Source organism: Brevundimonas sp. FG8 (genome assembly GCF_057808845.1).
The window spans coordinates 328,985-355,093 of the sequence record NZ_JBMDIU010000003.1 but is presented as its reverse complement, the minus strand read 5'-3'; the positions used below and the strand labels follow the sequence as shown (position 1 = coordinate 355,093).

The 26,109-nt window shown below is 66.4% G+C and carries 21 protein-coding genes; 9 read left to right on the top strand and 12 right to left on the bottom strand.

Annotated features, from left to right (window positions below; translation table 11 throughout):
• Positions 1-31: 31 nt before the first annotated feature.
• The gene (locus tag ACODRV_RS07985; protein WP_488907965.1) at positions 32-523 is read left to right on the top strand and encodes a hypothetical protein; all 492 of its coding nucleotides are present in this window, start codon (positions 32-34) and stop codon (positions 521-523) included.
• A 16-nt stretch (positions 524-539) separates the two neighbouring features.
• Here ACODRV_RS07985 and aroC read toward each other — a convergent pair whose 3' ends face one another.
• On the bottom strand, positions 540-1,625 hold the full coding sequence (gene aroC, locus ACODRV_RS07980) for a chorismate synthase (RefSeq protein WP_141626409.1): 1,086 nt from the start codon (positions 1,623-1,625) through the stop codon (positions 540-542).
• 10 nt (positions 1,626-1,635) lie between these two features.
• Positions 1,636-2,361, bottom strand: a complete 726-nt coding sequence (locus ACODRV_RS07975) for a DnaJ C-terminal domain-containing protein (RefSeq protein WP_141626410.1) — start codon at positions 2,359-2,361, stop codon at positions 1,636-1,638.
• 86 nt (positions 2,362-2,447) lie between these two features.
• Here ACODRV_RS07975 and pdxH point away from each other — a divergent pair, with 86 nt between their 5' ends.
• On the top strand, positions 2,448-3,122 hold the full coding sequence (gene pdxH, locus ACODRV_RS07970) for a pyridoxamine 5'-phosphate oxidase (protein ID WP_488908072.1): 675 nt from the start codon (positions 2,448-2,450) through the stop codon (positions 3,120-3,122).
• A 6-nt stretch (positions 3,123-3,128) separates the two neighbouring features.
• Here pdxH and ACODRV_RS07965 read toward each other — a convergent pair whose 3' ends face one another.
• Positions 3,129-3,752 (bottom strand): TetR/AcrR family transcriptional regulator C-terminal domain-containing protein, encoded by a 624-nt coding sequence (locus ACODRV_RS07965; RefSeq protein WP_488907964.1) that lies wholly within the window; start codon positions 3,750-3,752, stop codon positions 3,129-3,131.
• Positions 3,753-3,826: 74 nt separating this feature from the next.
• Complete coding sequence (gene udk / locus ACODRV_RS07960; RefSeq protein WP_141626413.1) at positions 3,827-4,474, bottom strand: uridine kinase; 648 nt, start codon at positions 4,472-4,474, stop codon at positions 3,827-3,829.
• Between the two features lie 229 nt (positions 4,475-4,703).
• On the opposite strand from udk, the gene ACODRV_RS07955 reads away from it, so the two are divergent.
• From ACODRV_RS07955 to ACODRV_RS07940, 4 genes are all read left to right on the top strand, one after another.
• Complete coding sequence (locus ACODRV_RS07955) at positions 4,704-6,338, top strand: long-chain-fatty-acid--CoA ligase (protein ID WP_141626414.1); 1,635 nt, start codon at positions 4,704-4,706, stop codon at positions 6,336-6,338.
• 3 nt (positions 6,339-6,341) lie between these two features.
• Positions 6,342-7,031 (top strand): DUF1499 domain-containing protein, encoded by a 690-nt coding sequence (locus tag ACODRV_RS07950; protein ID WP_488907963.1) that lies wholly within the window; start codon positions 6,342-6,344, stop codon positions 7,029-7,031.
• 112 nt (positions 7,032-7,143) lie between these two features.
• Positions 7,144-8,262 (top strand): YjgN family protein, encoded by a 1,119-nt coding sequence (locus tag ACODRV_RS07945; RefSeq protein WP_488907962.1) that lies wholly within the window; start codon positions 7,144-7,146, stop codon positions 8,260-8,262.
• Between the two features lie 2 nt (positions 8,263-8,264).
• Entirely contained in the window at positions 8,265-9,416 is a 1,152-nt protein-coding gene (locus ACODRV_RS07940) for a M48 family metallopeptidase (RefSeq protein ID WP_488907961.1), read from the top strand.
• On the opposite strand, the gene ACODRV_RS07935 is transcribed toward ACODRV_RS07940, so the two are convergent.
• Both ACODRV_RS07935 and ACODRV_RS07930 read right to left on the bottom strand, forming a co-directional pair.
• The gene (locus ACODRV_RS07935) at positions 9,318-10,223 is read right to left on the bottom strand and encodes an MBL fold metallo-hydrolase (RefSeq protein WP_488907960.1); all 906 of its coding nucleotides are present in this window, start codon (positions 10,221-10,223) and stop codon (positions 9,318-9,320) included. The genes ACODRV_RS07940 and ACODRV_RS07935 overlap by 99 nt on opposite strands.
• 209 nt (positions 10,224-10,432) lie before the next feature.
• On the bottom strand, positions 10,433-10,834 hold the full coding sequence (locus tag ACODRV_RS07930; protein ID WP_488907959.1) for a protein tyrosine phosphatase family protein: 402 nt from the start codon (positions 10,832-10,834) through the stop codon (positions 10,433-10,435).
• A 274-nt stretch (positions 10,835-11,108) separates the two neighbouring features.
• Here ACODRV_RS07930 and ACODRV_RS07925 point away from each other — a divergent pair, with 274 nt between their 5' ends.
• Both ACODRV_RS07925 and ACODRV_RS07920 read left to right on the top strand, forming a co-directional pair.
• Entirely contained in the window at positions 11,109-14,087 is a 2,979-nt protein-coding gene (locus ACODRV_RS07925; protein ID WP_240811758.1) for a TonB-dependent receptor, read from the top strand.
• A gap of 153 nt (positions 14,088-14,240) precedes the next feature.
• Complete coding sequence (locus tag ACODRV_RS07920; protein WP_488907958.1) at positions 14,241-14,807, top strand: hypothetical protein; 567 nt, start codon at positions 14,241-14,243, stop codon at positions 14,805-14,807.
• A gap of 126 nt (positions 14,808-14,933) precedes the next feature.
• On the opposite strand, the gene metH is transcribed toward ACODRV_RS07920, so the two are convergent.
• The 4 genes from metH to ACODRV_RS07900 all read right to left on the bottom strand — a co-directional run bounded on the left by metH (position 14,934) and on the right by ACODRV_RS07900 (position 20,766).
• On the bottom strand, positions 14,934-17,600 hold the full coding sequence (gene metH, locus ACODRV_RS07915) for a methionine synthase (protein ID WP_488907957.1): 2,667 nt from the start codon (positions 17,598-17,600) through the stop codon (positions 14,934-14,936).
• Positions 17,600-18,667, bottom strand: coding sequence for a homocysteine S-methyltransferase family protein (locus ACODRV_RS07910; RefSeq protein WP_488907956.1), 1,068 nt, complete (start codon positions 18,665-18,667; stop codon positions 17,600-17,602). Before ACODRV_RS07910 ends, metH begins: the two co-directional genes overlap by 1 nt.
• Before the next feature lie 192 nt (positions 18,668-18,859).
• Positions 18,860-19,807: a methylenetetrahydrofolate reductase [NAD(P)H] gene (metF, locus tag ACODRV_RS07905; RefSeq protein ID WP_488907955.1), complete on the bottom strand. Its 948-nt coding sequence runs from the start codon at positions 19,805-19,807 to the stop codon at positions 18,860-18,862.
• Positions 19,804-20,766: an ArsR/SmtB family transcription factor gene (locus tag ACODRV_RS07900; protein WP_141626425.1), complete on the bottom strand. Its 963-nt coding sequence runs from the start codon at positions 20,764-20,766 to the stop codon at positions 19,804-19,806. Before ACODRV_RS07900 ends, metF begins: the two co-directional genes overlap by 4 nt.
• 215 nt (positions 20,767-20,981) lie before the next feature.
• Between ACODRV_RS07900 and ACODRV_RS07895 the strand changes: the two genes are divergently transcribed.
• Positions 20,982-21,539: an EF-hand domain-containing protein gene (locus ACODRV_RS07895; protein ID WP_488907954.1), complete on the top strand. Its 558-nt coding sequence runs from the start codon at positions 20,982-20,984 to the stop codon at positions 21,537-21,539.
• Here the strand turns inward: ACODRV_RS07895 and ACODRV_RS07890 are convergent, their stop codons facing one another.
• Both ACODRV_RS07890 and ACODRV_RS07885 read right to left on the bottom strand, forming a co-directional pair.
• Positions 21,540-22,301, bottom strand: a complete 762-nt coding sequence (locus ACODRV_RS07890; RefSeq protein ID WP_488908071.1) for a DUF6065 family protein — start codon at positions 22,299-22,301, stop codon at positions 21,540-21,542.
• 115 nt (positions 22,302-22,416) lie between these two features.
• Positions 22,417-26,028, bottom strand: a complete 3,612-nt coding sequence (locus ACODRV_RS07885; protein ID WP_488908070.1) for a VWA domain-containing protein — start codon at positions 26,026-26,028, stop codon at positions 22,417-22,419.
• Between the last annotated feature and the right edge of the window lie 81 nt (positions 26,029-26,109).

The following is a 26,109-nucleotide window of genomic DNA, read 5'->3' as shown; positions in this document are numbered from 1 at the left end:
GACTCCGCCCGGAGCGATCCGGGCGGGGTTTTTGCTGGGGCAGGCCGGGTTGCCGGGTGCTGGAGCCGGTGCGACGATCCGCTTTATGCGCACTACCTCATTCATCTTCGCCATGAGCCTCGCTGCTGCATCCGTCGCGATGGCGACAGCGGCACAGGCCTGCTCCGTCGTAATGCTCCGGCAGCCCACGGTAGCCGAGCAACGCAGCGCGGCCGTTCTGATGATTGAGCAGGCCGTAGCCGTGGTTGATGGCGAGGTCGTCCGGCCATTCATCAGCGAGGATCGGCCTGCTCTGGTGCGCGTGAATCGCGTTCTGAGGGGAGAGGCGGGGGAGTTCGTTCAGGTCGGCGAAAGGGCCAGTTGCGATATCGCGCTAACCCGGGCGGGAACGCGGTTGAGGTTGATCCTGACCGGAGGTCCTGACGTCTTTTACCTGCCTGTCGACTACTCCAACGCGGTTGAGGAAGACCGGGTGCTGGGCTCCGACAGGACGCGTGACTGGCCCTATTACCCGGGGAACTGAGCGAGCTTCCCGCAGGTCACCCCACCTGCGCCCGGTGCCTCAGCATTGCATCGGCCAGCACGCAGGCCGCCATCGCTTCGACCACCGGTACGCCGCGCAGGGCGACGCAGGGGTCATGCCGCCCCTTGGTCCGCAGGTCGGCCTCGGCGCCGTCGCGGGTGACGGTCTGGCGCAGGGTCAGGATGGAGGAGGTGGGCTTGAAGGCGATGCGGGCGGTCACCGGCTGGCCGGTCGAGATACCGCCCAGAACCCCGCCCGCGTGGTTGGACAGGAAGATCGGCTGCCCGTCCTCGCCCAGACGCATCTGGTCTGCGTTGTCCTCGCCTGACAGGGCGGCGGCGTCGAAACCCGCGCCGATCTCGACGCCCTTCACGGCGTTGATCGACATCATGGCGGCGGTCAGTTCGGCGTCCAGCTTGCCATACAACGGCGCGCCCCAGCCCGCCGGAACGCCCGTGACCTCCAGCGCCACCACGGCGCCGATGGACGAGCCCGCCTTGCGGACACCGTCCAGATAGGCCTCCCACTCCGGCACGACCGCGGCCGACGCGGCGAACAGGGCGTTGTCATAGACGGCGTCGAAATCGACGGCGTCCGGCGCGATCCGGTGTGGACCGAGCTGGACCACGCCCGCGCGGATGCGGATGGTCTCACCCAGCACCTTGCGGGCCACGGCCCCGGCGGCGACGCGCATGGCGGTCTCGCGCGCCGATGAGCGCCCACCGCCCCGGTGGTCGCGCACGCCGTATTTGGTCTGATAGGTGAAGTCGGCATGGCCGGGGCGGTAGGCGCGGGCGATCTCGCCGTAGTCCCTGGACCGCTGGTCCTCGTTCTCGATCAGGATGGAGATGGGCGTGCCGGTGGTGACCGGACCGGCCCCGTCATCGAAGACGCCGGACAGGATGCGGGCGGTGTCGCTCTCCTGCCGCTGGGTGACGAAGCGGCTGCCGCCGGGCTTGCGCAGGTCCAGCCACGGCTGCAGGTCGGCTTCGGTCAGAGGGATATTGGGCGGGCAGCCGTCCACGACACAGCCGATCGCCGGCCCGTGGCTCTCGCCCCAGGTGGTCACGCGAAACAGATGGCCGAAGGTGTTGTGCGACATGCGGCTAGGCTTAGGCCGCCAGACGGTCCGGCGTCCAGACGCGGGTGAAGCGAACCAGCAGGTCTTCCGCCGCCGACGGCGCATCCTCGCACGGCGTCAGGGTCACGAACAGATGGCCTTGCGGCCGCGAGCCGCGCGCCGGAAGACCCAGCCCGCGCAGACGCAGGCGAAGCGGCTCCTGACCCGCCACGATCCACGCGGAGCGCAAACCCGCGTGGGTTTCGATCTCGATCCGTCCGCCGTCTTCAATGACGCGGGGCGGCACGGCCCAGTCCATGTAGATGTCGTCACCGATGATACGCAGACCATCCGTGGCGCGGATCAGCAGCGGCAGATAAAGGTCCGCCCCATCCGCCGCGCCGCCCTTGAGACGCAGGCGTTCCCCGGAGCGCAGGCCTGCCGGCGCCTGAACCTTGAGCATCCGGCCGCCGACCTCGACCATCACCGATCCGCCCTCTATGGCGTCGCGCGGAGTGATGGTGACGACGGTTTGGGGGGCGGGAGAGGCCACAGGCGCCTCAAGCGCGGCGGTCACCGGGCTGGCCTGCACCAGCCGCCAGGCTGCGATCACCTTGCGGAAGCGGGTCTCGTCACCGCCGTTCTGATCCGGCCGCGCCGCCTTCACCGCCGCGCGGAAGGCCGCGGTCAACGCCTCGCCCTCGGCCGGGCCGCTCAGACCGAGCAGAGCCCAGGCTTCGTTCAGGGAGGCGACCTCGGAGGCAGGGCGTGCGCGCATCCCGACACTGAGCGCCCAACGTGGTGAAGACCGGCTTAACCGTGATGCCTCTCCCGTTTGGAACCGTGAAGGTCTATCTGGAGATCATGACCGCACCCGTGATCCCGCCCAGCCCCACCCGTGAAGAGTATGCGGAGCAGTATGCCGCCGCGCTGGCCGCCAATGGGGATGAGACCATCTTCGACCGGGCCGAGCCCTTCGGTCTGTTCGTCGAGTGGCTGGAAGACGCCAAGCGATATGAGCCGAACGACGCCAACGCGATGTCGCTGGCGACCGTGACGGGCGAGGGGCGGCCTGACTGCCGGATCGTCCTGTTGAAGGACGTCGATGGGCGCGGCTTCACCTTCTACTCCAACCGCGAGAGCGCCAAGGGGCAGGCTCTGGGCGAGGCGCCGGTGGCGGCCCTGGCCTTCCACTGGAAGTCCTTGCGCCGTCAGGTGCGGGTGCGCGGCAAGGTCGAGCCGGTCGGTGTGGCCGAGGCCGACGCCTATTTCGCCAGTCGCGCGCGGGAGAGCCAGATCGGCGCCTGGGCCTCGAACCAGTCCCGCCCAATGGACGGTCGGGCTGTGCTGGAAGACGCCATTGCCCGGGAGACCGCGCGTTTCGACGGTCAGGATGTGCCCCGGCCCGAGCGCTGGACCGGCTGGCGCGTGGTTCCGGATCAGGTCGAGTTCTGGCGCGACCGGCCGTTCAGGCTGCACGACCGACTGCTGTTCACGCGGGATGGGGATGGCTGGACGACGACCCGTCTGCAGCCGTGAGCCTCCTCAGGCGCCGTAGCGCGCCATGAAGGTTTCGATGGCGTGGGCGACGACCTGCGCGTGGGTACGCGTAGCCTTGACCTCGTCTCCGGTGACCAGCGGCACGAAGAAGACGGAATGCTCGATCATTCCCATCAGTTCGCCGGCGGCCCAGGACGGCTTGTCGATGTTCTTCAGTCCGCCGCGCTCGAGATGGTCCTTGAGCACGCCGATGAGAGTGAAGCCGAACTCGCTGCGACCCTTTTCAAAGAAGCGGCGCGCGGTTTCCTCGAATCGGGGGCGTTCGGCCATCACCAGCCGGAAGACAGAGCGAACGAAGCCGTCGCCCATGAAGTCAGCATAGGCCTCGGCGAATCCGGTCAGTTGCTTTCGGGCGTCGCCGTCGCAGGCGCGGACACGCGCCATCTGGCGTGAGAACTGCTCGGCGGCGTCGTCGATCACGGCGCTGAACAACTCGGACTTGCCGGCGAACAGGGCGTAGAGGGTGGCCGTAGAGACGCCCGCCTCGCGAGCGATAGGCTCGATCCGGGCGCCCGCATATCCCTCGGACATGAAAGCATGGCGGGCGTAGCGGAGAATGATCTGCCGCTTTGGATCGAGGGAGCTGATCTCGCCGCCGGAGCCTGACATCGTGTTTTCGCCGATAACGGGAGCGTCAGGTTGGCGCAGCTTTGGCTGGACCGCAAGCGGCCTGTCAGGGATCGTCAGGCGTGGGCCAGCGGGGCCAGCAGGGGGTGCGCCAGCACCGGCGCGGCGAGGCGGACCACGGCCTGTCTGTCCTCGAGCCGGACCGCCGCGGTGGCGTCGGCGACGATGAAATCCGCATTCAGGCGCGACGGTTCGGTCCAGCGCTCATGGCCCGGTCGAACGGTGCCGAGATACTGGGCGATGACGGATTCCGCCGTGCGGCCGCGCTCGGTCTGGTCCCGCAGCAGACGGCGGATGAAGCGGATATCCGCGGGCGTATCCACAAAGACGCGGATGTCGAACAGGGCGACCAGCGCTGGAGTGCACAGCACGTGAGTGCCCTCGACGATCACCACCTCCGCGGCTTCAACCGCCTCGCCGCCAGGCTCGCGGCCGTGGTGGATGAAAGAGTAGATCGGCGCGGTGATCTCCCGCCCGGCCTTCAGTTCTGACAGGTCACGGATCAGCAGGTCATGGTCCCGGGCGGCCACGTCGTCGAAGTCAAAGGTGGCGGCGTTGAAGTCCGGAAGGGCGGCTGCGTCCAGATAATAGGAGTCCTCGCGCAGCAGCACCGCCTTCCCGGGCGGCAGGGCGGCGACGAGCGCTTCGGCCAGTGTGCTCTTGCCCGAGCCCGATCCGCCGGTGATCGCGATGAGAATGGTCATGGGGGTCACCACCGGAGAGGAAAGGGTGCGATGGGCGACGGAATAGGAAATCCGGGGGCTCGCGTCCACGCATGGCGGCAAGGCCGGAGACGGGACAGTCTCGCCCCGGGGCGCATCATCTCGTTCCGGTCCGCAAATGTGACCTTGGGTCATGTTTGCTTATCGCTGATCACATGGATAGCGTGGCGGCAAGTGTCCCGTTCAGCGGATGCAAGTACGAGGGATCGCAATGCTTGGGTTGATGCAGGACTGGCCGCTGACGGTCGACAAGATCATTACGCATGCCAACAACTGGCATGGTCATCGCGAGGTCGTGACGCGCTCGGTCGAGGGACCGATCGTCCGCGCGACCTATGCCGAGATCCACTCACGCGCCCGCCGCGTGACGAGCGTGCTCAAGGATTGGGGCATTGAGGTCGGCGACCGCGTCGCCACCCTGGCCTGGAACACCGGCCGCCATATGGAGGTCTGGTACGGCATCATGGGGATGGGGGCGGTCTGCCACACCCTGAATCCGCGGCTGTTCCCGGAACAGCTCGCCTACATCATCAACCACGCCGAAGATAAGATCATCTTCGTAGACCTGACCTTCATCCCGCTGCTGGAAGCCATCCTGCCGCACTGCCCCAGCGTCGAGCGGGTTGTGGTGCTGACGGACGAGATGACCATGCCGGCGACGAAGCTGCCGGGCGCGGAATGCTATGAGGCCCTGCTGGCCGGCGCGTCAGAAGACGTGGTCTGGGGCGACTTCCAGGAAAACACCGCCTGCGGCCTTTGCTACACCTCCGGCACGACCGGGAACCCCAAGGGCGTCCTGTATTCGCACCGGTCAAACTTCATCCATACGCTGCTGGGCATGCAGTCGACCGTATTGGGCGCATCGCCGAGCGAGGTGATCCTGCCGGTGGTGCCGATGTTCCACGCCAACGCCTGGGGCATCGCCTTCGCCGGGCCGGCGGGCGGCACCAAGCTGGTCATGCCGGGCGCGCGCATGGACGGTGCGGCGATCTATGAGTTGATCGAGAGCGAGGGCGTGACCTTCTCGGCGGCGGTGCCGACGGTCTGGCAGGGGCTGCTGACCCACCTGCGTGAGAACAATCTGAAGATCCCGACGGTCAAGAAGGTGCTCATCGGTGGCTCGGCCGTGCCGGAAAGCCTGATCCGGGCTTTCCATGACGAGTTCCAGATCGAGGTGCTGCAGGGCTGGGGCATGACCGAGACCTCGCCCATCGGCACCCTGTCGAACATGACGCCTGAACTGCTGAAGCTGCCCTACGACGAGCAGATGAAGTGGCGGATCAAGCAGGGGCAGCCGCCGCTGGGCGTCGAGCTGAAGTTGAAGAACTACGCCGGTCAGGACATGCCGCATGACGGGCACACCTACGGCCGCCTGATGATCAAGGGGCCGACCATCGCGGGGGGCTACTTCAAGAATGAGGGCGGCGACATCCTCGATCATGAGGGCTTCTTCGATACCGGCGACGTCTCGACCATCGACGAGCACGGCTTCATGCAGATCACTGACCGCGCCAAGGACGTCATCAAGTCGGGCGGCGAGTGGATCAGCTCCATCGAGATCGAGAACATCTCGGTCGGCCATCCCAAGGTTGAACTGGCCGCTGTCATCGGCGCGGCCCACCCGAAATGGGACGAACGCCCGGTTCTGGTGATCAAGCTGAAGCCCGGCGAGAGCGAGGACAAGCAGGAGCATCTCGACTTCCTGCAGGGCAAGATCGCCAAATGGTGGATGCCGGATGACGTTGTCTTCGTTGACGACATTCCGCTCGGCGCCACCGGGAAGATCGACAAGAAGCTCGTGCGCGAACGCCTCAAGGACTATCGTCTGCCCTCAACGGGGGGCTGAGTCATGGCGCGGACGGCGGTGAAGGGCAGGGGGGCGGTTCAGGTTCTGACGGCGTTGGCCGTGGCGTCGCCCGTGCTGGTCCTGCTGTCCGTCGTCGGGGTGCGCGGCGGGCTGCTGCCGATCGAAACCGGGTATGATCTGCTCACGCTGAAGGTCGCCTGGTGGCTGTCTTTCGCCGGCGCCGGCGCCGGTGTGCTGGCTGTCGTCGTCGCGCTGAAGAATTTTCGCGTTCTGGGCCTGGCGGCCGTCGCGGCCCTCGTGGTCGGCCTCGGCACGCTGGGCGCTTTCATCTGGCAGACACGGCAGCTGGCGGCCGGCCCGGTGGAGAATGTCAGCACCGATCTGACTGAAGTGCCCGGCTTTGGTCGGCTCAGGCCCGACCGGATAGGCGGCCTGCAGCCTGCGGTGGGTGTCGAGGCCTGTCCGGGCGCCCTGCCAGTCTTGACGCAGGTTTCGCCCGAAACCGCCGCATGGGCCTTGCAGGAAGCGGGGTTCAATCTCGGTCAGGCCGGTGTCGCCCGAGCCGACGGCAGCCGTCAGACGGTCTGGTTCGGCTTCCGCTATGACGCGGTGATCCGCATCCGTCCGGGGCGTACAGACATTCGCGTCGCCGCCCGGGACGGGCGCCCCCACGGCGGAGAGGCCTGCCGTCTGGCGACCCGCGTCAGCAGCCTGTTGAACGACACGCTCTGAGCCCGGTTTTCGTGGCGGGGGCGCCACGTTCATCATTCCGCTTGTTGAACCCGGTTGCCTGACGCGTCTCTGCTCGTTAGGCGAGATAAGGTATACGCTCCGGGGGGACAGGATGACCGACATCATCGCAGAAGGCGCGACCGAAGAGGTCGAGGGCGAGGCCCTGACCTTCACCACGACGCTGCGTCCATCCAGCTTCCTGGGGCTCAGCCTCAAGAACGGCCTTCTGAACCTGATCACCCTGACGCTGTACCGCTTCTGGGGGAAGACCGAGGTCCGTCAGCGGGTCTGGAAGGGCGTGCGCCTGAACAACGAGGCGTTCGAGTACACGGGGCGTGGGCTGGAGCTGTTCATCGGCTTCCTGCTGGCGCTGGTCGTTCTGGGCGTTCCCTTCCTGATCATCGTCTTCGCTGTTCAGTTCATCGGTCATTGGGTGATCTTCGTCGCCTATGTCCCTATGTATATCTTCCTGGGCTGGCTGTGGGGGTTCGGGACCTATACGGCGTTCCGCTACATGGCGAGCCGCACGACCTGGCGGGGCATCCGCTTCCAGTTGAAGGGGTCGGCCGCGAACTACGGTCTGTATTTCCTGTTCGCCATGTTCCTGAGCGGCATCACCTGGGGCTGGTTCTGGCCGACCGCCGAACGGCATCTGGCCGAGAAGATCTGGGATGAGGTCCGCTTCGGCGACCGTCGCCTGCGCTTCCGCATGGCGCGCGCCCAACAGGAAGGCGTTTACGGCGCATACGCCATCGGCTGGGTCGGCACGGGGATCGGCTACATCTTCCTCGCGCTGGGCTTCTTCGCCTTCGCGATGTCCACCGGCTTCGGCGAGGGACCGGCGACCGAGCCGTCCGCGACGCCGGACATCATGTACACCTTGGTCACCTATCTGGTGATCCTGCTGATCTCGCCGTTCGCCCTGCTGCTGTGGGCCCCCTATCAGGCCGCCATGCTGCGATCGGTCACCAAGGGCGTGTCAGTGGATGGCGCGACCTTCACCCTGAAGGTCAAGGCTCTGCCCCTGTGGTGGCTGACGGTCACCAACCTGTTCTTCCTGCTGATCACCCTGGGCTTCCTGATGCCGTGGGTCCAGGCGCGGACCGCGCGGTTCCTGTTCGAGCGACTGAGTTCGGAAGGCACGGCCCGGTTGCAGATGGCCCATCAGGCCGGTCGCGGTCCAGGCAGCGGTGAAGGGCTCGCCGACGCCTTCGGCTTCTCGGCCATCTGATCGTGGGGCCCCGGTTCTACGACGGACGGTCAGCGCGCGCCTATGACGCCGAGACGGCGATGGATGGAGACGTCCTGCGCATCCTCGCGGAAGGTCATGAACGGGTCTGGCCGCTGCGTGACTTGACCGTCGAGATCGAGGCGGATCAGGCCCGGGTCTCCAGCCGAAAGGATCGCGACGCCCGTCTGGTGCTGCCCGTCGGGGACTGGAACCCGATGATCGGCGACCGTCTGGCGGCGCTGACCAGAAAGCGGCGGCGGCGTGAATGGTGGCTGATCGGTGGTCTGACCGCGGCGGCCGCGGGGGTGGTCCTGTTCGTGACCGTGGGCGTTCCGGCCCTGTCCGGCCCCGTCGCCCGTGCGACGCCGGTGTCCATGGAACAGCGCATGGGCGACAACTTCAACGGCCAGATCTCCGCCTTCTTCCCGACCTGTGATGACCAGGCCGCTCAACAGACCATCGCGGCGTTGGGCGACCGGATCGCGGCGCGGGCCGATACGCCGTTCGACATCCGGGTCCGGGCGGTGGATGCGCCCATGGTCAACGCCTTCGCCCTGCCGGGCGGCTACATCCTGATCACCGACGACCTGATCCGTGAGGCGAAGACGCCGGACGAGCTGGCTGCGGTGATCGCCCACGAGGTCGCGCACGTCGAGAAGCGTCACGTGATGCAGTCGGTCTGGCGCAATTTCGGGGTCGGCATGCTGCTCGACCTCGTGGTCGGCGGCGGGACGGGCGCGGGCCAGCAGGCGGTGATTCTGGCCGGTCAGGCTTCGGAACTCAGCTACAGCCGCTCCGCCGAGCTGGAGGCCGACACGCGCGGTCAGGCGCTGTTGCATGCCGACGGCATGTCGTCTCTGGGCATGGCGCCCTTCTTTGAGCGCATGGCTGCCGGCGAAAAGCATAATTCGGTGACGGACGCCGCCGAGTTCATGAACACCCACCCGGATTCGCGCCGTCGCGCCAGCGCCGCTCGCGCCGCCCAGCGCCCGGGCCGTGCCGCCCTGAACGCCGAAGAATGGGCCGAGGTGAAGGGGCTGTGCGCCGTCGAGGAGTCAGAGAACCCGGTAGAGCGCCTGCGGCGTCGGTTCGGGATCGGCGACGACAAGACCGGCGCGGACCAGCGCCTTGAGGTGCGCCCACACGGACAGTGAGGCCGCCGGCCAGAGCCGCTTGTCCACAGCCGCATAGAGGACCGGCACCATCTCCGCGATGGTCCTGTCACCCGCCTTCAAACGCGCCAGCACCTGCGCCTCGCGGTCCAGTCTGTGTGCGCGATAGGCGGCCAGAAAGGGCGCGGGCTCCGTCACCGGCGCGCCGTGCGTCGGCCACAGGGTGCTGAAGCCACGCGCGATCACCGCATCCAGACTGACCACGTAGTCGGTCATGTCGCCGTCCGGCGGAGCCACCACGGTGGTGGACCAGCCCATGACGTGGTCTCCGCTGAACAGGGCGTTCTCGTCCGTCAGGACAAAAGCCATGTGGTTCGAGGCGTGTCCGGGGGTGGCCATGGCCTCGATCGTCCAGCCGTCGCCTTCGATACGCTCGCCGCCGCTCAGAACCAGGTCAGGCGAGAAGGTCTCGTCCTCATCCTCATCCAGTCCGCCCGAGGCGTGGATCGTCCGCCGCGGTGGGTGGGCCGCGAGTATGGTCGCGCCGCCGACCGCCTCTGCGAAGGGGCGGGCGAGGGGGGCGTGGTCGCGGTGGGTGTGGGTGACCAGTATGTGGCTGACCGTCTGTGCCTCGACCGCTTTCAGCAGGGCCGCCAGATGGCCCTCGTCAAGCGGGCCCGGGTCAATCACCGCCACGCCCGCGCCAGGCTCCGGGCGACCGACGATGTAGGTTCCGGTTCCGGTGAAGGTGAAGGGGCCGGGGTTGTTCGCGACCACCCGGCGGATCAGGGGCGAGACCTGATCGACCCGGCCATACTCAAAATCAAACTCACGGACGAAGGGGATCAACGGTCTCTCCCGGGGCGGCCCGGCGCTTGCGTTAGGGGTCTGTAAACCTTCCGCGGAGTGCCCGATATGGCCGTTTCCATCGCCCTGGCTGTTTCAAATCGGCTCCTGCCTGTCGCGGGAGCCTTCCTATGTCTCATCGCGGCGCAGTTCCTCATGGCCTCCTGCACCCCCGAGCCGGCGCCCTATGCGGTCCGGGTGGCCGTCGTCCGCTAGAGCGGCAGACGGCTTAGATCATAGCCGGCGGCCGCGGCCGCTGCGCGTACTTCGTCCGGATCGGCGCCCCCGGCGCACACCGCCATGGCCCAGGCGGCGGTCGAACGCATACCTGACCGACAGAACATCAGAACAGGCTTGTCGGCGGACCCGCGAGCGAGCGCTTCAGCGGTCGCTTCGACTGCCGCTCGGTCCGGCAGGCCGCTGACCGGAATCCAGATGTAATCCAGCCCCAGACGGCTCGCTTCGGCGGCCAGATCGACGCTGTTCGGCTGGCCGGGTTCCTCGCCGTCCGGACGGTGATTCACGATCACCGCGAAACCGGCGGATTTCGCAGTTGCGAAGTCCTCTAACGAAAGTTGTGGGGACGTGGTGACGGTTTCGGACAGATTTCCCATATTTTGCCTCAAAAATTATTATTAAAAACAATAATTTAAACTCAATGTGTCCTTGCTGCGACACATTTCTGTTTCAATGATTACGCCTGTGTAATTCTGTCGCACCTCAACAGTCCTGAGCATAAGGTCGAGGAATCCCGCATGCAAAGGGGCGTGCGGGCATTGGTTGTCGTACGGCTTTTAACGGCCTCGACCTCAGGAGGACCAAGTTTTGAAGACCCAAACCATCCGGCAGCGCTTGCTGCACTCAACTATGATCGGCGGCGCTGCCTTGATGGCGCTCACCGCGGTTCCCGCTGTGGCGCTTCTCGCGCCCACCGAGGCGGTGGCCCAGACGCAGACGGGGGGACTGCGTATCTCGGTGACGGGTGACGGCGGTGCGCCGATCTCCGGCGCCACGGTCACGGTCAGCTCGCCGAGCAGCCTGGTTTCGCGCTCTGGCGTCACCGACGCCGAGGGCTTTGTGCGTCTCGCCGGTCTGGATCCCGCGACCAACTACACCGTCGCGGTTTCGGCTGGCGGCTACAGCGACTTCAACGCTTCAAACGTGGCCGTGATCAGCGGTCGTGACCTCAGCCTGGGCTATATTCTCGCCAACGCGTCCGCCACGGACCTTGGCGATGTCGTGGTGACCGGTCGAGCCCTCGCCGCCGTGGACGTGACCTCGGCCACCGTGGGTACGACCCTGAACCTGCAGACGGTGGAATCGCTGCCCACGGGCCGCAGCTATCAGAGCTATCTGCAACTGGTTCCGGGCGTGAAGCCGTCGGCCGGTGGCAACCCGTCATCGCGTTCGGGCATCAACTATTCGGATATCGGCGGCGCGATCGGCACCTCGACCGACAACGTCTACTATCTGGACGGCGTGGATGTGACCGACCCGAGCTCGGGCACGTTTGGCTCCAACTTCAACTCGGAAATCATCCAGGAACAACAGGTGATCGTCGGCGGTGTGCCGGCCGAGTATGCCGGTGGTTCGGGCCTGATCTCCCGCGTCGTGACCAAGTCGGGCAGCAATGACTGGCATGGTTCGGTCAACTACTACTTCCAGAACGACGGCCTGGTTCAGTCGGACGAGCACAATACGTCGGGCGGCTTCTCAACCTACGATTCGGCGATCACTCTGGGCGGTCCGATCATCCGTGATCGGCTGTGGATCTTCGGTTCGTATCAGAAGAAGAACCGTGAAGAAGACATCCTCGACGGCGCCTCGGGCGACCCGCTGCGCACGGTGACCATCGACGAGGAGTATGAGTTCCTGAAGGCGACTTGGCAGATCACACCCGATGATCGTCTGTCGGCCACCTACTTCAGCGACCCGTATGAGCGCAGCGGCTCGACGGACTCGGCGACCCTGAACAACCGGTCTGTTGCCCGTGTTCAGGGCGGTGACAACTTCAAGGTCGAATACTCGCGCACTTGGGGCGATCTGCTGTTCAACGCCTACTGGTTCAAACACCAGGGTGAACTGTCCAACATCGCCGCCAGCAATGATATCCGCGATAACCTGACCTTCCGCAACTCGGCTGGCGCCACGGCCGCCCAGCGCCAGCTCGGCGGCTCCGGTTCGAATATCGAGACCAATCGCGATCGCGACGAGTTCGGTCTGAACTTCGAATACTACCTCGACACCAGCTGGGGCACCCACACCTTCAAGGCCGGCTATTCGAGCACCGAAAACGTCTACGGTGAAAACGGCTCCGTTCCGGGCGGCGCGACCTACGTCTCGCTGGCTTCCGCGTACGCCGGTACGACCTGGCTCGACTATTCGACCTCCAGCGGGCCGGTCAACGGTTGGACCAACCGTTCGGTGTCCTCGGTGGACAACACCCGGATCCTCACCGCGGTGAACGCCAACGCCACCGTTCGCACCGCGCTGGACAGCAACCTCGACGGCACCGTCAGCGTCAGCGAACTGAACGCCTACCAACTGACGAGCACGGCCGGAAACCCTTACGGCAACGTCAACGTCTATCGCGCCCTGCGCACGGTCGACGGTCCGTATGAGGTGAAGAGCGAAGGCCAGACCCTGTATCTGCAGGACACCTGGACCATGGACCGACTGACCATCAACGCCGGTCTCCGCGCCGAGAAGTGGGAGCACTTCGCTTCGGACGGTTCGAAGGTCGCGACCTTCGACTGGGAGATCGCGCCGCGCTTCAGCATCGTCTACGATCTCTTCGGCGATGGTCGCAGCAAGATCTTCGGCTTCGCGGGGCGTTACTATGACCCGATCCGGAACAACATGTCGGACTTCGCCGGCGCCCTGACCGGCCCGGTGGACGAAGAGCAAATCTTCCTCGGCGGGGAGTGGGTGACCTTCCGGACCCGCGGCGGCGCCACGACGCCGGACGCCCTGTTCGCGCCCAGCACCAAGACGCCGTACACCGACGAGTTCATGATCGGCGCCTCGACGACCTTCGGGGACAGCATCGGCCTGTCGGTGTCGGTCACCAACCGTCGCACCCGGGACATTCTGGAAGACTTCGATCTGGCCCTGTACTCCGATCCGGACGCCGTTCCGGCGGACGGCGCCGGCGGCGTGGCCTATCCGGGCTCGTTCTTCTACCTGCCGCTGTCCTACTTCGGCTATTCGTCGACGCCGAACTCCAACTACGTGATCGGCACCCTGCCGGGCGGCAAGCGGAACTACACCGGCTTCGAAGTCTCGCTGACCAAGTTCAAGACCGACAACTGGTTCGGGCAGGTGTCCTACACCTACAACTCTGCTGAAGGTAACTCGAACTCCGACTCGAACGCCGACTACCAGGGCGACTGGATCGCGCTCGATCCCCGGGCTCCGAACGTCTATGGCGACCAACCGGGCAATATCGAACATCAGTTCAAGGCCTATGCCTCGTACGATTTCGACTTCGGCCTGCAGGTCAGCGGCGTGTTCAACTGGAACAGCGGTGCGCTCTACACCCCGTCCCAGCTGATCGGCGGTCGCTACTTCGCTCCGATGGACCCGGCGTATGAGTTCGGTGGCGTTACGGACACCTACCTGTCGGCCGGCTACATCGGTTCGGAAAAAACGCCGGACTACTACACGTTCGACATGCGCTTTAAGTACACGCGTGATCTGGCGTTCGGTCAGGCTGAGCTGTTCCTTGACGTGTTCAACGTCTTCAACAACCAGGCGGCGACCGACGTCATGAAACTGATCGGCGGTGACGGCACCTACGACTATCAGGAAGCGACCAACTGGGTGGCTCCGCGTCGTGCCTATATGGGTGTGCGCTTCTCGTTCTGATCGAGAGGCCCACTGCTGAACTGGAATGCCGGCGCGAAAGCGCCGGCATTCTTTTTTGCGCGCTCCCGGAAGGTTTGCGCCGCATAAAAACCATTCCCCGATTCAAGCGTTGCTGCATCCAGTCGGGCCACGCGCCCCTGTTCCGGAGCCTTCATGTTCGCCAGCCTCGCCGCCGCCCTTCTTCTGTCCACCGCGCCTGCTTCCCAGGACAGCCCGATCCGGACCGCCCCGCGTGAGGCCCAGGACGACGGCCCGGTCATGACCGCACCGCTTGTGGAGACCGGGGACTCGCTGCGGGTGCGTGAGGCGGTCGCCTACGCCAACCCGCTGCCGCGCGGCGCGCCGGAGGCTGACTATCCGCTGGTCGCCTGGTGCGAGGCGCTGGTGAACGGCCATGTGGCGCTGGGCGAGACGCTGGAAGCCCGGGACGATCTGGACAATGACATCATCCGTCTGGGTCGGCTGGAGGCCACGGATTTCCGGGCGGCCCTGACCGCCGCGCAGGCGCGCCAGTCCCCCGCCACCCTGACCGCCGCCCGCGCCGCCGCCGCCGAGGCGACGGCCAAATGGACCCCGCTGATGGCCCAGGATCAGGCCGCCCGCAGTCAGGCCTTCGGTCTGTTTTTCGGTCTTCCGGGCCGCTGTGAGCACGCCGCCCGGCGTATTCGCGAGAACATCACGACGCCGCCGGCGACGCCTGCTGAAGTCGGCCTCGAGTAAGAGAGCGATTTCGGCGACGAAATTCGCGCGATTTCGACGACGCGAAAGTGAGAAACGGACGACGAAGGAGACGGCTGTTCGGGCGCATCTGACCGCGCCCGAACCCGCAGCGGCGGCCGGCGCCGGTCAGGCCGCCTCGGTGCGTCCCGCGCTCGCCGGATCATAGTTGAGGATGGGCGCCAGCCAGCGCTCCGCCGTGGCCACGTCCCAGCCCTTGCGGGCCGCATAGTCCTCGATCTGGTCGCGGTCGATCTTGCCGACGCCGAAATAGTGGCTGTCCGCATGGCCGAAGTAGAGGCCGGACACCGAGGCCGGGGGCGTCATGGCGTAGCTTTCGGTCAGCTGCATTCCGGCATTGGCTTCCGCGTTCAACAGCTTGAACAACGTCGCCTTTTCCGTGTGGTCGGGCTGGGCCGGATAGCCGGGCGCGGGGCGGATGCCGAGGTATTTCTCCTCGATCAGTTCCTGCACCGAGGTCTGCTCGTCCGGAACATAGCCCCACAGCTGCGTCCGCACTTCCTTGTGCAGTCGCTCGGCGAAGGCCTCGGCCAGACGGTCGGCCAGCGCCGTCGCCATGATGGCCGAATAGTCGTCGCCCTGCGCCTTGAACTCGGCGGCCTTCTCCAGTTCGCCGTGCCCGGCGGTGACCGCGAAGGCGCCGAGGTAGTCCTCGCCGTCCTCGGCGACGAAGTCCGACAGGCACAGGTTGGGCTTGCCGTTCGACTTGGCGATCTGCTGGCGCAGGCCGTGGAAGCGGGCGGCCTCGACGGTGCGGCCTTCGTCGGTCCAGACCACGATGTCGTCGCCGCGCGCATTGGCGGGCCAGAAGCCGACCACGCCCTTCGCGGTGAACCAGCGCTCGTCGATGATACGCTTCAGCATCGTCTGCGCGTCCCTGAACAGGTCCTGCGCGGCCTCGCCGACGATCTCGTCTTCCAGGATCAGCGGATAGCGGCCGATAAGCTCCCAACTGGCGAAGAAGGGCGTCCAGTCGATGTGGTCGGCCAGGTCCCGCAGGTCCCAGCTGTCAAAGGCGCGCACGCCCAGGAAGGACGGCTTCGCGGGCAGGGGCTTGTCGGGATCCGGCTTGAACCGGTTGGCGCGGGCGGCGGGCAGGGCGGCGCGCGCCTTGACCTCCTGACCGCGGGCGAACTGCTCCCGGATACGGATGTATTCGTCGCGCGTGGCGGCCTCGTTTTTCGCCTTCTCGGTCGGGGACAGCAGGCCCGCGACCACGCCTACGGCGCGGCTGGCGTCGATGACATAGGTGGTCGAGCCCCGGCGATAGGCCGGTTCGATCTTCACCGCCGTATGGGTCCGGCTGGTGGTCGCTCCGCCGATCAGCAGGGGCAGGTCGAGGCCACGCCGCTCCATCTCGGACGCCACGAAGACCATCTCGTCCAGCGACGGCGTGATCAGGCCGGACAGGCCGATGATGTCGCAGCCGTTGGCGATCGCCTCGTCGAGGATGCGGTCGGCCGGGACCATGACGCCCAGATCGATGACCTCGTAGTTGTTACACTGAAGCACGACGCCGACGATGTTCTTGCCGATGTCGTGGACGTCGCCCTTCACCGTCGCCATCAGGATGCGCCCGGCGGACGAGCGCGGCTGACCTTCCTTCTCGGCCTCCATGAAGGGCTCCAGCCAAGCCACGGCCTGCTTCATCACGCGGGCCGACTTCACCACCTGCGGCAGGAACATCTTGCCCGAGCCGAACAGGTCGCCGACGATATTCATCCCGTCCATCAGCGGGCCTTCGATGACGTGCAGGGGACGTTCGACGCCCAGCCGCGCCTCTTCGGTGTCGGCCTCGATGAACTCGGTAATGCCGTGGACCAAGGCGTGGGCGATGCGCCCGGCGACCGACTGCTCGCGCCACTTCAGGTCCACGACCCGCGCCGCGCCCTTCTCGCCCTTGTAGGACGGGGCCATGTCCACCAGCCGCTCGGTGTTCGACACATTGGTCCGCTGCGGCCGGTTCAGGATCACATCCTCGACCGCCTCGCGCAGGACCGGATCGATGTCGTCATAGACCGGCAGGTCGCCGGCGTTGACGATGCCCATGTCCATGCCGGCATTGATGGCGTGGTAGAGGAAGACGCTGTGGATGGCCCGGCGCACCGGCTCGTTGCCTCGGAAGCTGAACGAGACGTTCGACACCCCGCCCGACACCCGGGCGTAGGGCAGGGTGGCCTTGATGACCTTGGTCGCCTCGATGAAGTCGACGGCGTAGTTGTCGTGTTCCTCGATCCCCGTCGCCACGGCGAAGATGTTGGGATCGAAGATGATGTCCTCGGGCGGGAAGCCGACCTCGTTGACCAGGATGTTGTAGGCGCGGGTGCAGATCTCGATCTTGCGCGCGGCGGTGTCGGCCTGACCCACCTCGTCGAAGGCCATGACCACGACGGCGGCGCCGTAGCGCAGGCATTTGACCGCGTGCTCGCGGAAGATCGCCTCGCCTTCCTTCATCGAGATGGAGTTGACGATGGGCTTGCCCTGCACGCACTTCAGGCCCGCCTCGATCACCTCCCATTTGGAGCTGTCGATCATCACCGGCACGCGGGCGATGTCGGGTTCTGCCGCAATCAGGTTGAGGAAGGTCCGCATGGCGGCGGCGCCGTCCAGCAGCCCTTCGTCCATGTTGATGTCGATGATGGCGGCGCCCGCCTCGACCTGCTGGCGCGCGACGTCCAGCGCGGCGGAATAGTCGCCCTCGACCACCAGCTTGCGGAATTTGGCCGAGCCGGTGACGTTGGTCCGCTCGCCGACGTTGATGAAGGTGGGACGCACTACGCTACCAGTTCAAAGGGTTCGAGGCCGCTGAGCCGCATCGCCACCGGCCGCTCCGGAATGGCGCGCGGGGGCACGTGCGCGACTTCTTCGGCCACGTGCTTGATGTGGTCCGGCGTCGTGCCGCAGCAACCGCCGACGATGTTGACCAGACCGGAGCGCGCCCATTCCTCGATGAAGTGGGCCGTCTCGTGCGGCTGTTCGTCGTACTGGCCCATGGCGTTGGGCAGGCCGGCGTTGGGATAGGCGGCGACCAGGGTGTCGGCGACGCGGCTCAGTTCGGCGATGAACGGCCGCATCAGTTCGCCGCCCAGGGCGCAGTTGAAGCCGATGGCGAAGGGCTTGGCGTGGCGCACGCTGTTCCAGAACCCCTCGGCCGTCTGGCCCGACAGGGTGCGGCCCGAGCGGTCGGTGATGGTGCCCGAAATCCAGATCGGCAGGGGCGGCAGGCCCTCGTCCTCCAGATCCTTGATGGCCTTGATGCAGGCCTTGCAGTTCAGCGTGTCGGTGATGGTCTCGATCAGATACAGGTCGACCCCGCCCTCGTTCAGCGCCTTCACCTGATGGCGATAGGCCTCATAGACCTGATCGAAGGTCACGCTGCGGGCGCCGGGGTCGTTCACGTCGGACGACATCGACAACATCTTGTTCAGCGGGCCGATGGAGCCGGCGGCGAAGCGCGGCTTGTGCGGCTCCTTCTCGGTCCAGCGGTCGGCGGCGGCGCGCGCCAGTTTCGCGCCTTCCAGATTGATGTCCCACACCGCCTGGGCGTCGAGGTGATAGTCCTCCTGCGCGATGGTGGTGGCCGAGAAGGTGTTGGTCTCGGAGATGTCGGCGCCGGCGGCGTAATACTGGTCGTGCAGGTCGGCGATGACGTCCGGGCGGGTGATGCAAAGGATGTCGTTGTTGCCCTTCATCTGGCCCGGATGGCCGATGAAGCGATCACCGAGGAAGTCGGCCTCGTCCAGCCCGCGGCGCTGGATCATCACGCCCCAGCTGCCGTCGAGCACGAGGATGCGGTCCTTCGCGGCGGCGTGCAGGGCGGCGATGCGGTCTTGTCGGGTCATCAGCGTTTTCAAAGCCCTCCCCCTCGAGGGGGGAGGGTTGGGTGGGGGTGGAGGCGGGCTGTCGAAGGACGCGCGCCAGAGGCATTGTCTTCGGATCGACGACGCCTCGCACGCCTCACCCGGACAGAAACTGCCTCCACCCCATCCCCCGGCCCCTTCTCCCTCGAGGGGAAGGGGAGTTGTCGCGCGACGTCACGCACCGGCTTGCTCCCGCACACCCAGCACCCGGCAGATAGCGTAAACCAGATCGGCGCGGTTCAGGGTGTAGAAGTGGAAGTCGCGGAAGCCCTCTTCCTGCAGCCGGGCGCAGGTCTCGGCGGCGACGGAGGCCGCCAGCAGCTTGCGCGTCTCCGGATCGTCGTCCAGCCCGTCGAAATGGGCTTTCAGCCAGTCGGGAATGGCCGTGCCGCAGGCGCCGCACATGCGCGTCAGTCCGGCGAAGTTGGACACCGGCATGATGCCGGGGATCAGGGGGATGGTTACGCCCGCCGCGCGCACCCGGTCACGGAAGCGCAGGAAGGCGTCCATGTCGAAGAAGAACTGGCTGATGGCGCGGGTGGCGCCGGCGTCGACCTTGGCCTTCAGCACATCGATGTCGTGGTCGATGGAGGGGCTTTCCGGGTGCTTTTCCGGATAGGCGCCGACGGTGATGTCGAAGCCGCCGACACGGCTGATTGCGGCGGTCAGTTCGGTGGCGTTGGCATAGCCGTCGGCGCGCGGCTGATAGACGCCGCCGATCCCGTTCCCACCCGGGGGATCGCCGCGCAGGGCCACGATGTGCTTCACGCCCGACGCCTTGTAGGCCTCGATCACGGCGTCCACCTCGTCACGGCCGGCCTCGACGCAGGTCAGGTGGGCGGCGGGCTGCAGGGTGGTTTCAGACAGGATGCGCTCCACCGTGCGGTGGGTCCGCTCACGGGTCGAACCGCCGGCGCCGTAGGTGACAGAGACGAAAGCCGGGTTCAGCGGCGCGAGGCGCTGGATCGCCTTCCACAGGTTGGCTTCGGCCTCGTCCGACTTGGGCGGGAAGAACTCGAACGAGACGCGCGGGCGTGAGGCGTCCTGACCGGCGCGGGCGACCGGTCCCAGCGGCGACAGCAGCAGGGCGCGGGCTTCGGCGAGGCTGATGGGCGTGCTCATGCCGCTTTCGCTTTCGTCTGAACCGGTCGTTCGGCGGTCCAGATGGAGACGGTCAGGCCGTCGGTGTCGGGGGGCAGGGTGGTCGCGGCCTCGGCGGTCAGGCCGGCGTTCTTCAGCCAGCGGCGCATCTCGTCATCGGCGAAGCCGAGGCGGCGGTGCTGATGCTCCTCGCGCAGATGCTCCAGCTGGTGCGGGGCGAAGTCGACGATCAGCAGGCGACCGCCCGGGGCCACCAGGCGTGCGGCCTCGGCCACGGCGGCGGCGGGGTCGGCGAGGTAGTGCAGGACCTGATGCACCAGCACCAGATCGGCGCTGTGCTCCGGCAGGCGGGTGGCGAAGATGTCGCCGTGGCGCAGCTCGACCTTGTCCAGCCCGGCCTTCGCGACATTGGCCCGGGCGATGTTCAGCATGTTGTGGCTGAGATCGAGGCCGACGGACATCTTCGCCTGCTTGCCCAGCAGGGTCAGCATACGGCCCGAGCCGGTGCCCAGATCGACAACGCGCTCGAACGGGCCGTCGCCCGCGGCCTTGAGGATGGCCGCCTCGACGTCGCTCTCGCACACATAGAGGGAACGCATTCGGTCCCACTGGGGCGCGACGCGTTCGAAATAGGCGTTGGCGGCGGCCTCGCGGTCGCGGCGGACCTCTTCCAGCCGCCGGTCGTCGGCGGCGTTGGCGCTGTCGTCCAGCAGATCCAGCACTGTGTCGATGAGCCGACGCGCCAGCGGATCCGACGACAGGCGGTAGAAGACGCGCGCGCCGTCCGGGAAACGCTCGATCAGACCGGCGTCGGCCATCAGCTTCAGATGGCGGGACACGCGCGGCTGGCTCTGTTCCAGAATGCGCGACATCTCCATCACTGACAGCTCCTCGCCGGCCAGCAGGGAAAGGACCCGCAGCCGGGTCGGCTCGCCCGCGGCGCGCAGGGCCTCGACAGTTTGATCAGCGCTCAACGACATGGCTTTATATAAAGATATCCTTATATGATTTGGCAAGGAAAAAGCGCGGGGCGACAGCGACGGGCGAACCTGGAGCCCGTAGGGGATTCCGCTTTCGCCCGACCCTCCGGCGCGACCCGTTCTGTGTTTCAATCCGGAAACAAAAATGCGCTGGCCAGACGGGGCGGACGGGCACACTCTGGCGCTGTCGATCACCCGTATGCGGAAGTTCTTCGATGCGTCTTCGTCCGATCCTGCTCGCGGCCCCCGCCGTCCTTCTTCTGTCCGCCTCCGCGGCCTTCGCCCAGACCCCGCCGCCGCCCGCCGGGCCGCCGCAGGGACCGCCTCCCGGAACGCCCCAGGGCGCGCCTCCGATGGTCATGCGTCAGGGCGGCATGGGCGCTCCCGGCGGTGGCGGGATGGGGATGCTGCCGCGCTCGCTCGACGGCGTTCCGGCCTGGGCCGAGCGCATCTTCGGCCGTCTGGACGCCAACGCCGACGGCGCGATCACCGGCAATGAGCTAACGCCCCTGACCCAGGAGCCCATAGCCTCTCTGGGCGGCGGCCGTCTGCGCGCGATGATTTCCCAGTCCGACGCCAATCGCGACGCCCGAGTCAGCCGCGAGGAGTTCGAGGCGGGGGCAGTTCGCGCCTTCAATCGCATGGACACCAACGGCGACGGCCAGCTGTCTGACGACGAGATGCCTCGTCCGGCGATGCCCGCCGGTCCGGTCGCCATCCCCATGCCGACCGCGCCCAACCCCATGCCGATGCCCGACGGCTCGGGCGGTTGATCACTCCGCATCCGAAGCGGGCGGGGGGTCGGGCAGGACTGACAGACGGCGCTTGTTGACGTGACCTTCCGGCCGGGGCTCGCTCTGGTCCGGGTACTCGCCCCGGAAGTAATAGCGCTGCCACGCCTGCCTCATCGCGGCGGGGTCGCCGTCGGCGAGGCGGGCGTTGAAGTCGCCGCGCACCTCTTTCCAGAGCGCATACTGGCGGGCCAGATCGCCGTCGACCGACAGCGGCGCGCCCACCGGTTCGAAGGCCTCGACATGCCGATGCTGGACAGGCTGGATGAAACAGAAGGGCTCGTCCTTCTCGAACCGCACCTTGCCGGGGGCGGTGAAGACCCAGTTCATCGTGAAGGGGTAGGGCAGCCAGTCGGTCTCCACCAGACCCTCCAGCGGCGCGATGCCGTGCTTGAACCGGTTGGGACTGCCCGACGCGCGCATGGCCCAGCCGGACGGGGTGCGGAACAGCCAGCCGACGTGGAAGGTGATCACCCCATGGGTGAAGTGTGACGTCACCAGCTCATCCAGGGGCGCGTCGTCGTCCAGCGCCCGGAACCGGATCGCATCGGCGTCCTTGCCGCCATCCCATTCCGCCTCGAACCCGAACGGGCACAGCAGGTCCCACCCCGTCGTGTTGGCCATGGTCAGCGGCAGGCAGCGATAGGGATGGCGCGCGGCGAAGGCGTCCATCCAGTCCCGCTCGGGCCGTCCGGGCACAAACTGCGGCGGATTGGGCTTGGTCGGGAAACACTCCAGACGCAGGCCGGGAATGTCGGTTTCGATCTGGCTCAAACCTGTCCTCGTCGCGGCGGGAATAGCCCCGCCATCTGACCGCAGATCGGCGTGTCCCGCCAGCCCGGAGGCTGGCGGACCGTGATCACTGGAACCAGGGGTCGTGCGGCGTCCCGATGTGCATAAGGTCGCTGTAAGGAAGATGCGGGCAATGGGGGGCGTCAACGATCAGCATGTCGTCGGTCGCGCCGAAGATGGAGTGGGGCAGGGGAGCCGTGTCGATGCCCGGCAGGACCAGCGGTTCGTTCACCATCTCGCCCTTGCCGGTCAGCGGTGGCAGAACCAGAGCGCCGTCATCCGCCTTGTCGTCTGACAGGGGAGGCAGGACGAAGGGATCTTCGATCAGTTCCTTGTCCGTGGGAGACAGGGGCATGACCTCGAAGGTCGGCTCGGCGGCCTGCTGGCCCAGAACCAGCACCGTCCCGTCCGCGAAGCGAACACTCTCGACCCCGTACAGAAGGTCTGTTCCATCCCGCCCGGCGACATTGTCGACCACGCGCCAGCCGCCGCTGATGCTGGAGATGGTGTAGTCGGCGCGCACGCCTTGCAGGAGGGCCAGATCCGCGCCGGCCCCGCCGTTCAGGGTATCGTTGCCGCCGCGCCCGGCCAGGGTGTCGTTGCCGCCCGATCCGGTGATGACGTTGTTCTGGGCGTTGCCGGTGCCGGCGAAATCGCCCGGGCCGACATAGATCATGTTCTCGATGTTGGCCCGCAGGGTGAAGTTGCCCATGGTCGTCTGGACCGTGTCGACGCCTTCGCCCTCAAGCTCGATCAGGGTGTCCAGCGCATCGACGATGTAGAGGTCATTCCCTCGGCCGCCGTACATCTCGTTGTTGCCGCCGCCGGAGCCGCCGATCAGGGTGTCGTTGCCGTCGAAGCCAAGAAGGACATCATCGCCGATGGCGCCGTTGATGACGTTGTTCCCGGTATCGCCCATCAGGGTGTCGCGCAGGTTGGAACCGGTCAGGTTCTCGATCGAGGCGAAGGTGTCCTGTCCGCCAAGGCCGTCATTGGTGCTGCGGTTCGTATCCAGGCGCGCGGTGACCCCGGCGGTCGACAGGATGTAGGTGACGGTATCGACCCCCGCCCCGCCGTGCAGCGTGTCATTGCCCGCGCCGCCCTGAAGGATGTCGGCGCCCGCGCCGCCGGTCAGGACGTTGTCCAGCACATTGCCGTTGATGGCATAGTCGCCGGTCGCGACGGCCGTCGCGTTCTCGACATTGGCGCCCAGATTGTAGGCACGCAGCCCCCGCAGCTGGACCAGATCGGTTCCTTCGCCGGCGCCCTCGATGATGGAGTCGCTGACGTCCAGAACATAGGTGTCGTTGCCGGCGCCGCCGTACAACTCGTTCGCGGCTCCGGTTCCGCCCATCAGGGTGTCGTTTCCGGCAAGGCCCAACAGGACATCGCGTTGGGTCCCGCCCATGATCACATTGTCACTGGCGTTGCCGGTTCCGGTGAAGGCCGCTGTTCCGGTGTAGGTCAGGTTCTCGACGTTCGTGGCCAGCCGCATTGAGGCCAGGGCGGTCTCGATGCGATCGATCCCCTCGCCGGCGAGTTCGACGACGCTGTCGCCGACGGCCTCGATCACATAGAGATCATCACCACGACCGCCGTAGAGTTCGTTGGCCACCCCGCCGCCGCCACGAAGAATGTCGGCTCCATCGAGCCCCATCAGAACGTCGCGCCCCAGCCCGCCGCTCAGCGTGTTGTTGGCCGCGCTGCCGATCAGTGTGTCGTTGGCTGCGGTCCCGATCAGGTGTTCGACGCTGATCAGGGTGTCCGAGGCTCCGTCCCCGTCACTGGAGGCGCGACCTGTCCGCAGATCGACGGTGATGGCCGAGGCCGCGTTGCTGTAGTCGACGGTGTCGTCGCCGTCGCCGCCGTCGAGGATGTCGACGCCGCCGCGTCCTTGCAGACGGTCATCACCGGCGCCGCCCGTGAGATGGTTGGCCGCGTTGTCGCCCAGGATGGTGTCTGCGAATGCCGAGCCGCGGATGTTTTCGATCCCGGCCAGGGTGTCGGAGCCCCGATCACCGTCCGAGGAGGCGACGGCGTTGTAAAGCTGCACCGATATACCGCCGGCGGCGTTTGAATAGTCCGCGGTGTCGATGCCCGCGCCGCCATTCAGCGTGTCATTGCCGGCGCCGCCATGAAGGATGTCGTCGCCATCGTGGCCGATGAGCTGTTCGCTTCGGGTTCCGCCGATGATGGTGTTGCTCAGTGCGTTGCCGATGCCGGAGGTCGCCGTTCCCGACAGTTCCAGTCGTTCAATATTGGCGCTCAGGGTGAAGCTGACCGTGCTGCGAACCGTGTCGTAGCCACCGCCGGTCTCGATCACCGTGTCGCCGGCATTGTCGACGAAATACAGATCATCGCCGTCGCCGCCGTCCATGGCGTCCGCGCCGGTCCCGCCCTCGAGCCGATCATTGCCGGCCCCACCCAACAGGGTGTCGGCGCCGTCGCCTCCGATCAGACTGTCGTGTCCGCCTCCGCCGGACAGAACGTCGGCGCCGGCAAGGCCCAGCATCCGGTCGTCAGCGAGGGTGCCCAGAAGGGAGTCGTTGCCGGTCGTGCCGTTGAAGCTGACCAGATAGGGGGTGGTGATCGCCTCGGAGAGGGTTTGCACGACCTGATTGGCCGTGTCCGCGCGCAGGTTAAGGCCGCCGTTGCTGTCGGCGATGGTCTGGAAGGCCGAGCCGGCATTCGTGTCCGAGCCCACCACCACGCTGTAGATTTCAACGCTGCGGTTCACCACCGTGCCGTCGGCCAGGGCGCCGAGCACGGTGACCGTGGTCAGGGCGCCGTCCGTGACCGCGCTGATGTCCGCGATCGCACCGCTGCCGCCCAGCACGTCGCGCGCCAGCGCTTCGACCTCGGCTCTCAGATAGGTGTCCTTGGGAGGGGCGTCCCCGAACAGAACGATGCGGCGGATATTGGCGTCCTCGCGCCAGGAACCGATAGCGCCGGCGAGGGCGTGCCGCAGCCCCGAGTACACGCCTTCTGGCGTGTCGCCGCCTCCGCTGACCGAGATGCTGTTGATCGCATTCAGGGCGGCTGCGCGCCGTGCTTCGAGCGTGGTGTGATTGGTGAAGGACAGGATCGTTTGTGTTTCGCCGGGGTCCTTGAAGCCGACGATGCCGATCCGTGATTTCGCACCGGCAACCGGATCGCTGAAGATGTCGGATATCAGCCGGTTCGCGGCGGCCTTCACCTGCGCGATGTCGTCATCCATGCTGCCGGTGGTGTCGATGACGAAGGCCAGGTCCTGACCGCCGCTGACGCAGACCGATCGTCCGACTTCCAGACGGCTAACCTTGTCGCCGAACTGGACGAACTCGATCCCGGTGAGTGTGTCGGTCCCGTCAGTTTGCGCGCCGCGCAGGTGAGCGACCGTCCATGCGCCGGTCGTGGCGTTGTAGCTGATGTCGTAGTCGATGCAGGGGCCGGAGAACGCGGCGATGTCGCCCGTGCCGGCGCCGCCGTAGATGATGTCGTTACCCCCTCCGCCGCGGAGGATATCGTCACCGCCAAAGCCTTCGAGACGGTCATTTCCGGAACCCGCGTTGACCTGGTCCGTAACGATGTCCCGACCTATGTAGAATGTGTCGGCGTTCCGGTGGTTATTCGACAGAACCGGGCGGTCTTGCACGATGTCATTCGTAGCCACGACCACGACGACGGAATCTCTCGTCATCTGATTGTAGAATGATGATGCTGTGATCCGCTGAACGGCTTCTACGTAGTTGGTGGCCGCGTGCGCGTCTGTTCCGACTCC

Excerpts from the sequence above, each read along its gene's own strand:
- ACODRV_RS07955 (WP_141626414.1), top strand. The coding sequence starts at position 4,704 with ATGCTTGGGTTGATGCAGGACTGGCCGCTGACGGTCGACAAGATCATT.
- ACODRV_RS07930 (WP_488907959.1), bottom strand. The coding sequence starts at position 10,834 with ATGGGAAATCTGTCCGAAACCGTCACCACGTCCCCACAACTTTCGTTA.
- pdxH (WP_488908072.1), top strand. The coding sequence starts at position 2,448 with ATGACCGCACCCGTGATCCCGCCCAGCCCCACCCGTGAAGAGTATGCG.
- aroC (WP_141626409.1), bottom strand. The coding sequence starts at position 1,625 with ATGTCGCACAACACCTTCGGCCATCTGTTTCGCGTGACCACCTGGGGC.
- metF (WP_488907955.1), bottom strand. The coding sequence starts at position 19,807 with ATGAGCACGCCCATCAGCCTCGCCGAAGCCCGCGCCCTGCTGCTGTCG.
- ACODRV_RS07945 (WP_488907962.1), top strand. The coding sequence starts at position 7,144 with ATGACCGACATCATCGCAGAAGGCGCGACCGAAGAGGTCGAGGGCGAG.
- ACODRV_RS07965 (WP_488907964.1), bottom strand. The coding sequence starts at position 3,752 with ATGTCAGGCTCCGGCGGCGAGATCAGCTCCCTCGATCCAAAGCGGCAG.
- ACODRV_RS07920 (WP_488907958.1), top strand. The coding sequence starts at position 14,241 with ATGTTCGCCAGCCTCGCCGCCGCCCTTCTTCTGTCCACCGCGCCTGCT.
- ACODRV_RS07900 (WP_141626425.1), bottom strand. The coding sequence starts at position 20,766 with ATGTCGTTGAGCGCTGATCAAACTGTCGAGGCCCTGCGCGCCGCGGGC.
- ACODRV_RS07895 (WP_488907954.1), top strand. The coding sequence starts at position 20,982 with ATGCGTCTTCGTCCGATCCTGCTCGCGGCCCCCGCCGTCCTTCTTCTG.
- udk (WP_141626413.1), bottom strand. The coding sequence starts at position 4,474 with ATGACCATTCTCATCGCGATCACCGGCGGATCGGGCTCGGGCAAGAGC.
- ACODRV_RS07975 (WP_141626410.1), bottom strand. The coding sequence starts at position 2,361 with ATGCGCGCACGCCCTGCCTCCGAGGTCGCCTCCCTGAACGAAGCCTGG.
- ACODRV_RS07910 (WP_488907956.1), bottom strand. The coding sequence starts at position 18,667 with ATGACCCGACAAGACCGCATCGCCGCCCTGCACGCCGCCGCGAAGGAC.
- ACODRV_RS07950 (WP_488907963.1), top strand. The coding sequence starts at position 6,342 with ATGGCGCGGACGGCGGTGAAGGGCAGGGGGGCGGTTCAGGTTCTGACG.
- ACODRV_RS07925 (WP_240811758.1), top strand. The coding sequence starts at position 11,109 with ATGGCGCTCACCGCGGTTCCCGCTGTGGCGCTTCTCGCGCCCACCGAG.
- ACODRV_RS07885 (WP_488908070.1), bottom strand. The coding sequence starts at position 26,028 with ATGACGAGAGATTCCGTCGTCGTGGTCGTGGCTACGAATGACATCGTG.